This window comes from Trinickia dabaoshanensis (assembly GCF_002879885.1).
In the GTDB taxonomy this organism is placed as follows: Bacteria; Pseudomonadota; Gammaproteobacteria; order Burkholderiales; family Burkholderiaceae; genus Trinickia; species Trinickia dabaoshanensis.
In genome coordinates, this window is sequence record NZ_PNYA01000016.1 from 23984 (window position 1) to 38545 (window position 14562).

General features: G+C 61.1%; 15 protein-coding genes. 9 read left to right on the top strand and 6 right to left on the bottom strand.

All coding sequences use genetic code 11. The features are described 5' to 3' along the window. Positions 1 to 18: 18 nt before the first annotated feature. Entirely contained in the window at positions 19 to 1518 is a 1500-nt protein-coding gene (locus tag C0Z18_RS17710) for a cryptochrome/photolyase family protein (RefSeq protein WP_102646734.1), read from the top strand. 15 nt (positions 1519 to 1533) lie between these two features. On the opposite strand, the gene C0Z18_RS17715 is transcribed toward C0Z18_RS17710, so the two are convergent. Continuing rightward, positions 1534 to 1959 carry an SDR family NAD(P)-dependent oxidoreductase gene (locus C0Z18_RS17715; RefSeq protein WP_233217365.1) on the bottom strand — a complete coding sequence of 142 codons (426 nt, stop codon included), beginning with the start codon at positions 1957 to 1959 and terminating at the stop codon, positions 1534 to 1536. Beyond that, positions 1956 to 3074, bottom strand: a complete 1119-nt coding sequence (locus C0Z18_RS17720; protein ID WP_102646735.1) for a zinc-binding alcohol dehydrogenase family protein — start codon at positions 3072 to 3074, stop codon at positions 1956 to 1958. The genes C0Z18_RS17715 and C0Z18_RS17720 overlap by 4 nt, the downstream gene beginning before the upstream one ends. Positions 3075 to 3202: 128 nt before the next feature. Between C0Z18_RS17720 and C0Z18_RS17725 the strand changes: the two genes are divergently transcribed. From C0Z18_RS17725 to C0Z18_RS17735, 3 genes are all read left to right on the top strand, one after another. Further along, on the top strand, positions 3203 to 4111 hold the full coding sequence (locus C0Z18_RS17725) for an AraC family transcriptional regulator (protein WP_199189485.1): 909 nt from the start codon (positions 3203 to 3205) through the stop codon (positions 4109 to 4111). Positions 4112 to 4565: 454 nt separating this feature from the next. Further along, positions 4566 to 5705 (top strand): HAF repeat-containing protein, encoded by a 1140-nt coding sequence (locus C0Z18_RS17730; RefSeq protein WP_233217366.1) that lies wholly within the window; start codon positions 4566 to 4568, stop codon positions 5703 to 5705. Positions 5706 to 6043: 338 nt separating this feature from the next. Continuing rightward, a complete protein-coding gene (locus C0Z18_RS17735) occupies positions 6044 to 6487 on the top strand; it encodes a hypothetical protein (protein ID WP_102646737.1) in 444 nt (147 codons plus the stop codon). A 93-nt stretch (positions 6488 to 6580) separates the two neighbouring features. Here C0Z18_RS17735 and C0Z18_RS17740 read toward each other — a convergent pair whose 3' ends face one another. Together C0Z18_RS17740 and C0Z18_RS17745 are read right to left on the bottom strand one after the other, a co-directional pair. Next, on the bottom strand, positions 6581 to 7066 hold the full coding sequence (locus C0Z18_RS17740; RefSeq protein ID WP_102646738.1) for an ArsI/CadI family heavy metal resistance metalloenzyme: 486 nt from the start codon (positions 7064 to 7066) through the stop codon (positions 6581 to 6583). 95 nt (positions 7067 to 7161) lie between these two features. Next, positions 7162 to 8394 (bottom strand): acyltransferase family protein, encoded by a 1233-nt coding sequence (locus C0Z18_RS17745; RefSeq protein WP_233217367.1) that lies wholly within the window; start codon positions 8392 to 8394, stop codon positions 7162 to 7164. A 383-nt stretch (positions 8395 to 8777) separates the two neighbouring features. On the opposite strand from C0Z18_RS17745, the gene ppk2 reads away from it, so the two are divergent. Continuing rightward, on the top strand, positions 8778 to 9620 hold the full coding sequence (ppk2, locus tag C0Z18_RS17750; RefSeq protein ID WP_102646740.1) for a polyphosphate kinase 2: 843 nt from the start codon (positions 8778 to 8780) through the stop codon (positions 9618 to 9620). On the opposite strand, the gene C0Z18_RS17755 is transcribed toward ppk2, so the two are convergent. Continuing rightward, positions 9539 to 10561, bottom strand: coding sequence for a LysR family transcriptional regulator (locus tag C0Z18_RS17755; RefSeq protein ID WP_332888215.1), 1023 nt, complete (start codon positions 10559 to 10561; stop codon positions 9539 to 9541). The two genes, ppk2 and C0Z18_RS17755, sit on opposite strands and share 82 nt — an antisense overlap. 103 nt (positions 10562 to 10664) lie before the next feature. On the opposite strand from C0Z18_RS17755, the gene C0Z18_RS17760 reads away from it, so the two are divergent. Then, a complete protein-coding gene (locus C0Z18_RS17760) occupies positions 10665 to 11060 on the top strand; it encodes a nuclear transport factor 2 family protein (protein ID WP_102646742.1) in 396 nt (131 codons plus the stop codon). On the opposite strand, the gene C0Z18_RS17765 is transcribed toward C0Z18_RS17760, so the two are convergent. Then, complete coding sequence (locus C0Z18_RS17765; RefSeq protein ID WP_102646743.1) at positions 11057 to 11599, bottom strand: GNAT family N-acetyltransferase; 543 nt, start codon at positions 11597 to 11599, stop codon at positions 11057 to 11059. The genes C0Z18_RS17760 and C0Z18_RS17765 overlap by 4 nt on opposite strands. Positions 11600 to 12168: 569 nt before the next feature. Between C0Z18_RS17765 and C0Z18_RS17770 the strand changes: the two genes are divergently transcribed. Genes C0Z18_RS17770 through C0Z18_RS17780 form a run of 3 tightly spaced genes read left to right on the top strand, consistent with a single transcriptional unit; the run spans position 12169 to position 14448 of the window. Then, positions 12169 to 13485, top strand: coding sequence for a chloride channel protein (locus C0Z18_RS17770; protein WP_233217368.1), 1317 nt, complete (start codon positions 12169 to 12171; stop codon positions 13483 to 13485). A gap of 36 nt (positions 13486 to 13521) precedes the next feature. Beyond that, positions 13522 to 13770: a hypothetical protein gene (locus tag C0Z18_RS17775; protein WP_102646744.1), complete on the top strand. Its 249-nt coding sequence runs from the start codon at positions 13522 to 13524 to the stop codon at positions 13768 to 13770. 42 nt (positions 13771 to 13812) lie between these two features. Further along, positions 13813 to 14448 carry a hypothetical protein gene (locus C0Z18_RS17780; RefSeq protein ID WP_102646745.1) on the top strand — a complete coding sequence of 212 codons (636 nt, stop codon included), beginning with the start codon at positions 13813 to 13815 and terminating at the stop codon, positions 14446 to 14448. The last annotated feature ends 114 nt before the right edge of the window (positions 14449 to 14562 follow it).

Consider the following 14562-nt stretch of genomic DNA (forward strand, 5'->3'; position numbering starts at 1 on the left):
CCCCGCAAGCGCGAAACAATGAGAGATCGCTCACGAGCCCACCCGAGCCAACCGATCGTCGTCTGGTTCCGCGACGATCAACGGCTGACCGACAACCCCGCTTTGGCTCACGCGGCGTCCAGCGGACATGCCGTGGTCTGCGTGTACGTCCACGACCCGGAGCCGCACCACGGCCGGCCGCTCGGCGCAGCCGCTCGGTGGTGGCTGCACGAGTCTTTGCGCGAACTCGACGGCAGCCTGCGATCGCTGGGCGGGGGCCTCGTTTTACTGCGAGGGAACGAACAAGAAACCATCCTAGCGTTCGCGGAAGCAATCGACGCAATCGAGGTCTGCTGGAATCGCCGCTATTCCCCCGCGCAGCGTCAAACCGACGCCGCGATCAAATCGGCGCTCGAAGCAAGGGCCGTTGCGGTATCGACGTTCAACGGGCACCTGCTTCGGGAACCTTGGAAGGTCACCCGGCGGGACGGCGAACCATTCCAGGTGTTCGGTGCCTATTGGCGCGCGGCGCGTCAAGACATCTCTCCCGCGCCCCCTCTTCCCTCGCCCGACGCTCTACTTTTCCATGGCACACCCGAGAGCGCCTGCGCAAACGCGGTAAGCCTCGCCGATTTGAAGCTTCAACCCCATGCACCCGACTGGGCAGCCGGTCTGCGTCAAACATGGAGATGCGGCGAAAGCGGCGCACAGCAAAGGTTGCGGCACTTCCTCGATGGGGAATTCGACGGCTACGCGACGCACCGGGACGAGATGGCGCGCGACGCAACGAGCAAGATGTCGCCTTACCTTCGCTTCGGCAATATATCGGCGCGGCAGGTTTGGTATGCCGCGCTGGCGGCCGCGCAGGCGCAGTCCATCTCCAGCGAGCACCTTCGAAAATTTCAAGACGAACTCGGCTGGCGCGAATTTTCCTACCACCTGCTCTACCATTGCCCTGCGCTGCACGAAGTGAACTTCCGGCCGCAGTTCGACGCCATGCCATGGCGAAACGATCAGCACGCGTTACGCGCATGGCAGCGCGGCCAAACCGGTTATCCGCTCGTTGACGCCGGCATGCGCGAGTTGTGGCTGACAGGTTGGATGCACAATCGCGCACGGATGGTGGCCGCATCGTTTCTCGTCAAGCATCTGCTGATCGACTGGCGGGATGGCGAGTCGTGGTTCTGGGACACGCTCGTCGACGCGGACGAAGCCAATAATCCGGCAGGCTGGCAATGGGTTGCCGGCAGCGGCGCCGACGCGGCACCCTACTTCCGCATTTTCAATCCGGTTCTGCAAGGGCAAAAGTTCGATCCCCAAGGCGAGTACGTACGACGCTGGTTGCCCGAACTCGACCGATTGCCCGCCGCCTCCATCCATGCGCCGTGGCAAACGGCGCCCGGGCAACTCGCGGCCGCCTCCGTCCGATTGGGCGACACCTATCCGCTGCCCATCGTCGCCCATCAACAAGCGCGCCTACGGGCGCTCGAGGCTTTCGAGACGTTGCGCGGACAACGCGGCGAACAAGGCGATCGCTGATCGCCACGACGAGCGCTAGGCTCCAAGTGGAATCGTCAAGGCGCCCTGGCCACCATCGACGCAGAACTGTTGTCCCGTTATCCACGAGGCGTGCGGGCTCAACAAAAAATCGGCCAATGCGGCGGTGTCGTCGCCCGTGCCTAGCCGCCCGAGCGGATTCGCGCGCGACAGACGCGCCACCGCCGGCTCGGAAGCGGTCAAACGGGCCGACATCGCCGAAAGGGTCAACCCGGGATGGATGCAGTTGACGCGTATTCCTCGCCCTGCGTAGGTGGTCGCAGCCGATTGAGCGAGCGCCCCGACAGCCGCTTTCGCGCTGGCGACGGCCTCGTGGTTCGGAAAAGCCGTCCTCGCGGCCACGCTTCCGACGACGATCGAGCCCACGCAATGCGCCATCCCTTCGGGCGGCCCGAAGCGTGCGCTCGAGACGCTACCGGTCACAGCCGAACCACCAGCTTGCTTGCGGAGACGCCCTTGAGATGCCGATCCAGTGCGACGGGAATCTGCTCTAAGCCTTCCCCAACCACACAAGGTTCGGGAGCCGCCACGAAGCGTCCCTCTGCCAGGGCGGCAGGTAGAAAGTCCCGATAGATCATCGGTCCCACTTCGTTCTGCCACAGCGCGCCTCCCCAGATCATTCGCGTCGATATGCCGAGTCGACGCGCGCGCAGTCGCACACTGGCCGTACCGCCCAAGACACGGGCCATCAGAGGCAACAACGTGCGCATCCGTCCTTTACCGAGCGGTACCTCGTCGAATGAAACCGGCGGGCTGGCCATGGCGATGAACCGCCGGCCCTTGCATGCAGCCGCGATCTCAACGCAGGCGGCTGCGGACCCCGCTCCGATCGCCAGCATTCCAGCGACGCGTCGTCCTTGCATCAGCGAGGCCAGTTGCTCGATCGCATCGGGGCTGCGGTAGTCGACCGCCGCACGCGCGCCCAGGCTCATCACGTAATCGAAGTTGTGCACGGACGCCGTTGCGACCACGTCATAGCCAGCCGCCCTCGCCAACTGAATCGCATTGCTACCGACACTCGTCGAGCCACCCCACACCACAACGGTCTCATCCGTCGGCCCGAGGCGCAGTTGCGGGTGTCGCAACGCGAGGAAATCGGACTGAAACAAGCCGCACGCGGCCGTCGACAGTCCCAGAGGCAATACCGCAGCCTCCTCGAACGAAAGCGATGCGGGTATCGGCGCCGTCATATGTTCGAGCAGCACGGTGAATTGCTGGAAAGCGCCCTCCGACGACGCATTTCGTCCTTTTTCCGCGCCTAGGGCATGACCGAGCACACGCTCGCCCACCCGAAAGCGGGTCACGCTCGATCCCACTTCCACCACCTCGCCCGCTACGTCGGACCCCGGCACCACCGGATACTCGAGCCAAGGGAACACGAAATCGCCAATCGCCGGCATCAGCCGATCGACAGGATTCACGGCAACTACGCGGTTGCGCACCACGATCTCGTTGGGCCGAGGGTGCGTGTGGGAGTTCTTTCCCAGCGCGAAAGCGGTTCGTTTTGCGGGTAGCCAGAGGGCAAAATGGTTGTGCACGCAACTTTCTCCTAGGTGCGACCGCGTCGGTTCTAACGCAATGACGCGACTTTAGAGCGTTGCATATAGATGAACAATGCTTTAACGTGCCGAAAACTATCGCAATCGTCCAAAAACAAATGGATGCCTTGTCCGACGCTCTGGCACTTCTGAAACCGATGAGCTATGCCTTTCGCGGCCTCGACGCGGGCGAACGCTGGGCGCTCGGATTCGCGGCCGCTGAAGGCATCAAGTGTTACGTCGTCCACTCCGGCGCTTGTTGGCTCCGCGTCGACGGCATCGATGTCCCAATCCGCCTTCATGCGGGCGATTGCGTACTGCTTGCTCGGGGCCGAGCATTTCGGCTCGACTCCCAATCCGACGTTCCCGCGCTGGACGCCGAACAATTTTTCTCCGAGGTGCCCGCCGGCGAATTGGCGGTGCTGGACGGAGGCGGTTCGTGCTCCGGTGTGGGAGGGTATTTCGACTTCGCAGCCCGGCACGCCGAGCACCTGCTACGAGAACTGCCGCCCGTACTGCACTTCACGAGCGAGGCGGACAAGGCCGCCTTGCGTACGTCGATCGAGCGGCTCATGCGCGAGTTGCGTGAACCTGCGCCAGGTAGCGCATTGATTGCGGAACATGTCGCGCAGACGCTGCTCGTGGATGCGCTGAGGCTGCACCTCTCACACGCGGCAACGACCGGCCCGGGTTGGCTGCTTGCGCTGGCCGATACTCGGATGAATGCGGTCCTGAGTGCAATGCACGCCCGGCCCGGGCACCGATGGACGCTCGAGAGCCTCGCCCGGGAGGGTGGCATGTCGCGCTCTGGCTTTGCCGCTCACTTCAAGGCCAGCGTAGGGATGCCCGCGCTCGAGTATCTGACGCAGTGGCGAATGCTGGTTGCCGCCGACCGGCTGGCCAAAGGCCGTGACACGATATCCGTCGTCGCGCCGGCTGTCGGTTACGAATCGGAAAGCGCGTTCGGCGCTGCTTTCAAGCGAGTCATGGGCTGCGCACCGGGAAAGTACATCCGCGACCTCCGCGATCGGGCATGAAATTCGCCGTAAACGGGACACCAAAGCAATTCGTCTGGTAGGCCGATAACCACCTATTCTCGAGCCGACGGCGCCCACCATTGGCTGGTGCCACGCCGCCGAAATCGGCCAACGACAGAGCTCGACATGAACAAACTTCCATCCTCGTTTGCGTTAATGGCAGCGCGATACGAGCATCGATCGACTGTGTACGCCTCGGTGTTTCAGAACTGAAACAAAACCTGCGTTTCTCGCGGGAAACCGCGGCTCGAATGAGCAGTGGCACCGCGCTCTCCCCCTTGCCGCCGATGCTGGCATGTTGCTCGCATTAGCTGCTCCGGTTTAAGCCCCATTACCTCGTGTTCGCAGGATGGCGAACGACCATTGGACTGGATCGGATCGGACACGACCCGTCGATTGCATCGTCCTGAAAACAGGGGATTCCACAGTGTGCTCACGACCAAGGAGCTTACAAATGGCTGCTCGCTTAGGATTTGCGGTCTATCTCGGCTTGCCCGATTCTCCGCCTGCCATCTCGACACCATCGCTGGAATCCGTCACGCGCTATGTTGCCCGCATGCTGACTGTGTTTGCTGTGTTGGCCGCCGCCGCATCTGCGCCGGCTATCGCTCAAAACCTCACCATCCACGACTTGGGCACGTTGCCGAGCGGGCCCAATAGCTATGCTACCGCCATCAACAATCGTGGCCAGGTTGCCGGCTATTCCAACTACTCCATTGCAACAACCGGGGTCATCCCGTTTAGCCCGCCTCATCGGCAATTTCACGCGTTCGTGGTCGACAAAGGCGTCATGACCGATCTCGGCGCCCTGCCCGGGGGCACCGTCAGCCAGGCTACGGCGATCAACGATCGCGGCCAAATCGTCGGCTTCTCGACCCCGCGCGGACTCGCCGGCCCGCGCCACGCATTCATTTACGACAAAGGGGTCATGACGGATCTGGGTACGTTGGCGGGCGGCCTAGGGAGCCAAGCGTCCGGGATCGACAATCGCGGCCAGATCGTCGGTTTCGCCGATTCCGCCAGTGGGCCGCAGCACGCATTTCTGTTCGAGAACGGGGTCATGAGCGACTTGGGGACCCTGCCCGGGGGCGACACCAGCGAGGCAACGGGGATCAGCAACCGCGGACGGGTTGTCGGTTACTCGAACATCGTGACCGTCGCGCCGTACACCACGCTTGCGTTTTCCTATGGCAACGGAGTCATGAACAACCTCGGAACGCTTCCCGGCGGGACATTCAGTCAAGCGTTGGCCACGAACAACACGGGTGAAATCGTCGGCTACGCGGACGACGCCACCGGAGCACAGCACGCTTTCCTGTATCGACAAGGGCAGATGATCGACCTCGGAACGCTTCCTGGCGGCACGTACAGCGTCGCGATGGGGATCAACGAGCGCGGCGATATCGTTGGCGTCGCGGACAACTCCGGGGCGGCCAACCACGCATTTTTGTATTCGAACGGTGCGATGCACGATCTTGGCACGCTGCCCGGTGGAGTTTTCAGCGAAGCGCTCGGTATCAACGACAAGGGAGACGTGGTTGGAGATGCGCTGACAGCGAACGGTAATTCCCACGCCGTGCTCTGGACGAGATGAATCGCTGTCGCGGCAGCGTTGCGCGACGCGAGGATTGCGCCGGCCATTAACCGGTCGCACGACGAGACTTGCGACCCCACGATGCGGCCCAACGCGTGGACGAACGCGCCGAAGTACGGTAGAGAGCCTGGCCGTTAACCAAACCTTAAGCTGACTGTGTCACCCTCCGGTTCGAACGGCTGTCCGTCATAGCCTTGCAGCCGCCGAAACCGGAGAGGTCCGGATCGCGACGTCCACGATCCGCGCTTGTGCAATTGCCGCTGTGTACGGCCACCGTTGACGGTTGACACATCGCCATTGCGCCTCCTGGATAAAACGAAGCAACGGAGGAATGAGTCATGTCGAAATCGTCGCATGCGCTGCTTTTCACGGCAGCAATTTCACTGGCTTCGTCGCTCGCGCTGGCGAGCGAGCCGACAAAAGTCGTCGTCAAGCTCTCGGACGGAAAAAACGGACACATGTCGCTAACGCTGAGCCCGGCGACTATTCCATCGGGCCCTGTGGAGTTCACCGTCGAGAACGAATCAGGCAATACCGTGCATGAGTTTCTGTTCGCGAAGTGGACCAAAGCCGACGACGCGCTGCCTTACGATCAGAAGACGCAACAAGTGCGGGAAGACGAGGTTAAGGGTTTGCAGGGCATTGAAGACCTTCGCCCGCGCGAGACCGTCACGGCTCAATTCATCCTCGGCAAAGGACGATATGTCGTTTTTTGCAATGAGCCGGGACATTACCACGACGGGATGCAAACCATGTTCGTCGTAGGTGGCGGGAAGGGGTAAGTCTAGCCCGCCACCCGGCGCGTGCGCGGCGAGGAAGGCCTGGCTCGGCCCCAGCACTATCTGCCCGTCCGCCGCGATCGAGACTCAGCACACTCAGCAGCACGATGACGAAGACTTGACCGGACGCCCGGCCTGCTCCGCGCGCGATGATCCGCAACATACCGCGGCTTCGGACACCGCCTCCGTCGACGGCGTCCGGTGCGGCTCGCCGAACGTGGGGATAGCGGACAACGTGTGATAGGACTCCCACGCGATGCCTTGCGGATCGACGGTCCAGTACTTGTCCGACCGGGCATAGCAACACGCCGTACCGGGCTGCGCATCTACTGGCATCGCAGCGCTTTCGAGGCGAGCGTGCATCTCGGCCAATTCCGCCTCGCTCTCCACCTGAATGCCCAAATGGTCGAGCCCCGGCTCGGCACCGCGCTGCGAAATCGCGAAATTGACGCGCGGATCGTCGAGCATCCACTTCGCGTAGTCGGGCTTGCTAACGGTCGGCTCGCTCGCGAAAAGCGCCGAGTAAAAGCGGACGCTGGCGGCCAGGTCCTCGACGGCCAAATGGACGTGCAGACGTTTCATGGTTGTTCCCACAGATTTTGGTTTCGACATTTCCATAATAATCGAAATATCGAACAAATCAAGATCGCCGTGGGCGACGATCAGGGCCCGCCCGCTCACACGTTCGCTATCCAAGGGCGGTGCGCGGGACGCGTATCGTGCTTCAACAACGCCCGCCGAATCGCGCTACGGATCGGAACGAAACAGCGCTCTTGAAAGAGTACGGCCACGATCACCGTGAGGACCAGGTACAGCGGATAGGTAGCCATCGATGGGTCCAGTCCTTTCACGCTTGCCGCGCAGGCGGAAAAATGCGACGCACATCGCCATATGGACTCATGGATGGCCGTCAACTTCAACGCTTTGATAGCCACGGCAAACAGAGCGCCGTGTATGCCGAAGATAGAAAGCGCGGCGTTCCCGAGCCGCGAGACGGTGCGATGCGCACAGCGTGGTACGACGGCATCGGCGCATAGCACAACGAGCGTCAACTCCGCTGGCATCAACGCACCGTTGTGCACGACATAGAGGAAAAAGAGCGGCCCGGTTGCGGTCAGATACGATGCCAGCGCGAACGACACCAAAACGAATCCCGCCGCGACCGCCTTGCGCCAACGAGTGCCGAGCATCCACTTCAAACGTCCGGATGAATAGAGACTGTATAGCAGGATGCCGCTCATGAATTCGGGGATGCGCAGGATGGGGTTGTGCTCCACCGTACCGACGGCGGTCGATCCATACGCCCCGATCAGCACGACCGTAACGGGCGGAACGAGGTACAAAAGCCACACGGCGATGAGCGCGATCGCGCGATGACGCATGGTGGCTAGCCGGGGAGCCAGCACCGGAAAACAGAAATAGAAAAACAGCAGGCAACTCAACGACCAGGACGGCGGGTTGATCGACGAGTAGCGCGCGTACCATACCTGGAGCATCGAAATGTTCAGCAGCCAGTTCAATACCGCCGGTCCGGTACCGAGTTGAACGATCTGCCGATCTTCCCGCCCGAGAGACGGCAGGAAAAACGAATGGAACGACCGGGTGCTCAGCGCCAGCACGAGAACGAATAAAAGCAATCCGATGAAGTGAATCGGATAGATTTCCGACAGCCTTTTGACGAGGAAGTCGCGCGTGCTGCCACGCAACCCGGCGCCTCGCTCGATGTAGACGTGCGTAAGAATGAAACCCGAGAGAATGAAGAAACTACTCGTGGAAAACCCGCCCAGATCGGTAAGCCAGATGAGCGGCAGGTCGCCCGCCTGCGGATACGCGTGAATCGTATGGAACACCATGAGGTAGACGGCGAGCACGAAGCGCATCGCGTCGAGGCCGACGATTGTCTTTCTCACTGCGTTTCCTTTGCTGAGCGTCAGCGCCTGCGGCTCAGTGGATTGTAGGGTCCGGCGCTCTTTCGCATCGTTATGCGGCTACGCGACGGCAAAAGACGTCGCCCGCCTTATCGAAATTCACTTTAGCCCCTGCGGTTGGCGCCCTGCGGCGTGCGTCCGAAATCGTTGCCGTTTTGGCAAGATTGGGCGTGACTAGTCCATGCAGACAATCAACGCCCATTGCTCGTAGAGAGACATCATGCCCGCGAGGTTTGCATGGCATGCGCGGATTCCGACGGCCGGTTGATCGGCGTCAATGCACACTCGCCCCCGGTCCTCTAGCATTTTTCCAAGCCGGAGCAATCGCGCTCCGAATCCGATCGCGCTCGTGCTTAGGTGAAACCATGAGCCACAAAGCGAAAGCCGCGCGGGCACCCGATGCCCGGCGCCGTTCCTCCGACGAGCATTCGCCGACGGTTCACGAAGCGCTCACACAAGACACATACGAACGTCAGCTCCGCGACCTGCAGATCGAACTAGTCAAGCTGCAGCGTCATTTCATCGCTTGCAAAGACAAGATTCTCGTGTTGCTCGAAGGACGGGACGCTGCGGGCAAAGACGGCGCGATCAAACGAATCGTCGAACACCTGAGCCCGCGCGATACGCGCGTGGTTGCGCTCGGGCGGCCGTCCGATAGAGACCTCGGCGCGTGGTACTTCCAGCGATACGTCCCCCACCTTCCGGTTGCCGAAGAACTCGTGCTCTTCAACCGAAGTTGGTATAACCGAGCGGGCGTGGAAAACGTGATGGGATTTTGCACGCCGGAGCAAGTGGAAGAGTTTCTGCAATCGACGCCGCGATTCGAAGGGATGCTGGTCGACTCCGGTATCCGGTTGCTGAAGTACTACCTCGATATTTCACGAAGCGAACAGACGGCACGGCTCGCCGACCGCAAGCGCGATCCTCTCAAGCAGTGGAAAACGAGCCCGATCGACGAGGTTGCGGTGAAACACTGGAAAGCGTATTCGAAGGCGAGAAATGCGATGCTGCTGCGTACGCATACTGCCGACGCACCGTGGCGCATCGTTCTTGGCGATGACAAGAGGCTAGCGCGCCTGAACTTGATACGCGACATTCTTTCGAATTTGGATTACCGCGGCAAAGATCAAGCGCTCGTGCGGCCGGATTCTTCGATTGCGTTCGAGTTCTCGCCGGCCGCTATCGAAAGCGGGTTGCTCGCCAAGTAGTCCGCGCGTGAAGCGACGCAACCGCTGCGCTGACTCATTCCGCCGGCGATGAAATCGATAAACGCGCGCACCTTTCGAGGGACATGATTTCTGCTGGGGTAATAGGCATACAAAGGGAACACTTCGTCGGGCCATTCTGGAAACAAGACCTCGAGCCGTCCATCGTCAACATACTCATCGAGGCCAATATCAATCAGTTGAGCAATCCCGTAGCCGGCCACGCAGGCACCCAGCTTGGTGCCCGCGTCCGTCACCGTCAAGTTACCCCGAACGTCGACGACGATCTTCTGTTTTCCTTTCCAAAACGCCCATTCGAACGGTCTACCCGTTGATGGATCGATGGCCAATATACATTCGTGATTACGCTCGAGCAGTTCGTTCGGATGCTTCGGGCGTCCGCGCCGCGCCAGGTAGGACGGCGCGGCAACCGTCAACACGCGGGCGCTCAGTAATCGGCGGCAAACCAGCGTCGGCAACGAGGGCATCCCGAAGCGCACGGCGAGATCGAATCCCTCGCTCACCAAGTCCGGAAGCTGGGGTCTGGTCTCCAGCTTCAGTTGTAAAGACGGGTTTTCGTTGAGAAATGCGGCCAGCCGCGGCGCCAAAACCAAGCGAGAAAACAAGGCATCGCATGCCACACGCAGCGTTCCGCGGACCGAGGCGCTGCGCTCCGCAGCCTCGGTCGTCGCCTCGTCGATCCCTTGCAGATGCGGTAGCACTCGCATCAGTAGGTCGTGGCCCGATTCCGTGATCTCGACGTGGCGGCTCGTTCGATTCACGAGCCGCGCCCCGAGCCGCTCTTCGAGTCGAGCGACAGCCCTGCTCACAGCCGGCTGCGTCTTTCCTAGCCGCTCAGCGGCACGTCCAAAGCTTTGCGTCTCGGCTACCGCTGCCAGCGCAATCAAACCGCCCACCAGCCCTCCGTCAAGCTCTTCCATCATCGATGCGTTTCCGTCATAGCAGGAATGCCCAATTCGCAGTGGTGCAACGTGGCAAGAGACACCACTATACAGATCACCCAAATTTCATGGAGCGGGAGCAAGAATGAGCCAAACACTCGAAGTGGCATCACTCATCAATGACTATTTCAATCTCGCCTACGATCCGACCAGCCGAAATTTCGACAGCGTCTTTCATTCGCAATGCTTGATTCAATGGCTGCACGACGACGTTTTCCAGTCGATGACGACCAAAGACTATCGAACGCTCATCTACGGACGCCCCAGCCCATTGTCGATGAGAGCACCGCGAGACGAGGGAATCATCGGCATCGATCACATTTGCGCACATCTATCTGCCGCGACCGTCCGCGTCAGAATCGGCAACAAGTCATTCATAGACCATTTGATACTTCACGCAATAGATAAAAAATGGTTAATTACCAATAAAACGTCTTTTATCGTATCTGACCATTCGAACATGCCTGCGGAGAAGGCTTAGCAACCCGAAGACAACGTCCGCCCCATGCGCGTCACCGGCACGCGGATATCCGGTGGCAGAGACAACTCGAAGCGCTCCAGCACCGTGAAGCCCGAGGCGAGGTACAGCGGCTCACCGGGAAGGGTCGCCACGAGCTCCATCGATCGAAACCCTGCCCGCAAGGCCTCTGCGGTGCAGCGGTCCATGAGCAGCCTACCCAGCCCCCGGCGCGCCATCGACGGCTCCACGAAGAACGCACGGATGCGCGCCGGTTCCACGGCAGGATCGAGCAGCGGGTCCGGCCCGGACTTCGCCCTATCCCCGCCGAACAACGTCCGCCGCTTGCTCCATCCGCCGCAAGCCACGGGAGACCCAAGGTGCTCCACCACGAAATAGGTGCCGTCCTCCACGAGTTGGCTATCTACACCGAATACGTGCCGCGTAATGGCCTGCGCCTGCTCGGGCGTGTAGAAGCCGGCGCTCAATGCCACGCCGGAGCGCCGAATGAGCGCCTCGAGAGCCGGCGTGTCCGAAGGGACGGCGAGTCGAAGTTCAAACATGGGCGATGCTCGCGATGGTCGATGGAAGGAACTCGAAGCTTACGCCGGTCCGGGTGGCTTCGGTCGCGTCCATCGACCGGAGCCGCCTGGAACACTTGGCCGACCGCTACCCGCTCGGGAGTATCAAAAGCCGTCACGATCGCGGACAATGATCGCGCGCCGCTGTCCTACTATGGAAAGCCCCCTCCTACGGGGCGAACGTGCGCGACGGAGGCGTCAAATCATGACGGGCGAGTCAACCAATCCCAACGAAGCGACCCACGGCACCCGGCGCCAAATACGCGTCGCGCCCATTCAACCCGTTCCGGCAGCGCCCTCGGACGACGAATCGCCCGAACCGCTCGGTTTGTTTTGGCTGCTCATGCTCGCACTAGCTGTCGGATGCATTACAGGTCTTGGCGCGGTCGTGTTCAGAGCGTTGATCGGATTCGTCCACAACCTGCTTTTTCTTCGCCAAGTCTCGCTTGCGTACGACGCTAGCCATTTCACACCGGCGTCACCCTGGGGAGCACTTGTCATCCTCGTCCCGGTGGTAGGCGGGTTGCTCGTCACCTGGATCGTCGAGAACTTTGCCCCCGAGGCGAAAGGAGGCTGCCGGCGCGGGCGCCGGCATTGCAGCGACCTTCAACACGCCTATCGGCGGGGTGTTGTTCGCGACCGAGCTGATGATGCCCGAGATCAGCGTGGACACATTCTTGCCCGTCGTGCTCGCGACCGGCACTGCGACGTTCATCGGTCGCCTGTTCTTCGGAGAGGAGGCCGCATTCCAGGTTCCCGCGCAACTCGGCGCCATCCCCAGCCAGTTGAGCAGCGTACTGACCCTAGCGCTTTACGCGGTGCTCGGCGCACTGACGGGCGTTGCGGCCGCAGCACTGATACGCACGCTGCATTGGGCCGAAGATGCCTTCGACCGCATGCCGAACCGCTACCTGCGACACGCTTCGGGGATGCTACTCGTCGGGGTGCTGATGTATGTCTTGTGGCGCAACGCCGGCCACTACTACGTGGAGGGCGTAGGCTACGCGTCGATCCAAGCAACGCTATATGGCCAATTGCAAGGCGGGGCGTTCCTGCTGCTACTGGCCGTAAGCAAGCTGTTTGCTACATCGGTTAGTCTCGGATCAGGTTCGTCGGGAGGCGTGTTCTCCCCATCACTGTTCATCGGCGCCATGCTTGGCGCCGCGATTGCGTCCCTCATCTCGGCGGCCGTGCCCGGCGCTCCCATCAGCGCACCGGCTTTCGCGATGGTCGGCATGGGCGCCATGGTGGGCGGCGGTACCGGGGCGGCCATGACGGCAGTCGCCATGATCTTCGAAATGACGCGCGACTACGACATCGTGTTGCCGATGATCATTGCAGTCGCAGTGAGCCTAGGCGTGCGCCGCCTGCTGTCGGCGGAGAGCATCTATACGCTCAAGCTTCGTCGCCGGGGACATGCCATTCCGAATGCGCTCCACGCCAATATGTTCCTCGTCCAGGAGGCGGGACAGGTCATGGAAACCGACGTGCTGGTACTGGATCGAGCCACACCGTTTCGCGAGATCCTGCCGCGCTCCGAGGGCCTATCGTTTCGTCATGTCGTCGTCACGAGGGATGACAGAATCTTCGGCGTGTTACGCATCAATATCGGGCTGCGGCGCGCAGTGAATCAGGCGGAATCCGATATCACGCTCGCGGAATTGGCTCAGCGCAATTTCATCGTCGTGACGCAGCATGAAATCGCCTTTAGAGTCATCTCACGGCTTTGGAAGCAAAACGCGGCCATGGCGGTAGTCGTGGAGCGGGACGATCCCGACTCACCTGTGCGCGTGCTGGGCGTCATAGCGAAGGAGCACGTCGCCGATTCCGTCGCGAGCAGCATCAGGATCTTTCCGGGTAAGCACTGACAGACGCGCGGTAATTGCTGAAACGAGGAGCGTCGGATGAGGCATATCGAATGGGTGGACAAAGCTCGTCACTGGGTCGACAGCACACTGCATTGGACTGCAGTCAAGGCTGCCGTGCACAATGCTATCGAGCAAGAGCGTGAGCCCGAGTGGGTGATCGCATACGGAACGGCGGATGGCTTTTGCTGCCTCCACCAGGGGGAAGCGCTGGAGTTCGCCGACATCGAGGATGTTCGCGCGTGGGCCAGCGATGTCGACGTAAGCGTCTACTTCATCGGCTTATGACGGCCACCCGGGTGCGGCGAACGAATAAACGGGGACCCAAAAATGACTGCAAACGCCGAGAGGCACGTGTTTTTCAGTATCGCGGCAATGGTGTGCCGGGTGCTGCTCGTTGGTGCGATCGTTTCAATGCTATTCGTCGGAATCAGCATGATTGCGCGTGGTGCCGGGGGCAACCAGGCGAAGGACATCGTACCCGTATCGGTCGCCACCGTCCTCGCCGATATACCCGGTACGCAATCGGAGAACGATGGCTCTTCGAGCGCAGCAGGCCCCGGTTACGAAGTGCCCAACGCCGCCGGCATTCAAATCCCCAAACCGCTGGTGGCGGTCTTGACCCGCGACGCGACGAGCCAACGGATTTTAAACGCATGGCTCGATGATATTCCCGCGCGCGATCGTCGCGATTTCGTCGCGGGCTTGACCAAGGTAATCAACGCAGCAAACGAGCACACGGCCTCGTGGGAGTGGGACAACCGACAGCGCTATGTCGCCGCCGCCATGAGCGAATATGCGCGCATGGCTATCGACCGCGTCACCGAAATCGCCGACGCCCAAAAGCGCGCCGCGGAACAACTCGCCGGCTATCGTAATGCGATGGGCACACTGCTCGGCATTGCCGCAACGCTGACGTTGCTGCTAACAGTCATGGCCATCGAGCGCAATACGCGCCCGCGATAAGCGTTGCATAGTCGCGCTGAATCCACGAACTCGCTTGATCACGATCAACTCGGCGTAAAGCGTATTGCGATACATATTCGAATGTTTCGCAGACCTTTCAACCGTGGCACGAGT

What these genes read in the sequence shown, in the direction of transcription:
- C0Z18_RS17710 (WP_102646734.1), top strand. Translation starts at nt 19, where the DNA reads ATGAGAGATCGCTCACGAGCCCACCCGAGCCAACCGATCGTCGTCTGG.
- C0Z18_RS17730 (WP_233217366.1), top strand. Translation starts at nt 4,566, where the DNA reads ATGGCTGCTCGCTTAGGATTTGCGGTCTATCTCGGCTTGCCCGATTCT.
- C0Z18_RS17735 (WP_102646737.1), top strand. Translation starts at nt 6,044, where the DNA reads ATGTCGAAATCGTCGCATGCGCTGCTTTTCACGGCAGCAATTTCACTG.
- C0Z18_RS17740 (WP_102646738.1), bottom strand. Translation starts at nt 7,066, where the DNA reads ATGAAACGTCTGCACGTCCATTTGGCCGTCGAGGACCTGGCCGCCAGC.
- ppk2 (WP_102646740.1), top strand. Translation starts at nt 8,778, where the DNA reads ATGAGCCACAAAGCGAAAGCCGCGCGGGCACCCGATGCCCGGCGCCGT.
- C0Z18_RS17755 (WP_332888215.1), bottom strand. Translation starts at nt 10,561, where the DNA reads ATGATGGAAGAGCTTGACGGAGGGCTGGTGGGCGGTTTGATTGCGCTG.
- C0Z18_RS17760 (WP_102646742.1), top strand. Translation starts at nt 10,665, where the DNA reads ATGAGCCAAACACTCGAAGTGGCATCACTCATCAATGACTATTTCAAT.
- C0Z18_RS17765 (WP_102646743.1), bottom strand. Translation starts at nt 11,599, where the DNA reads ATGTTTGAACTTCGACTCGCCGTCCCTTCGGACACGCCGGCTCTCGAG.
- C0Z18_RS17775 (WP_102646744.1), top strand. Translation starts at nt 13,522, where the DNA reads ATGAGGCATATCGAATGGGTGGACAAAGCTCGTCACTGGGTCGACAGC.
- C0Z18_RS17780 (WP_102646745.1), top strand. Translation starts at nt 13,813, where the DNA reads ATGACTGCAAACGCCGAGAGGCACGTGTTTTTCAGTATCGCGGCAATG.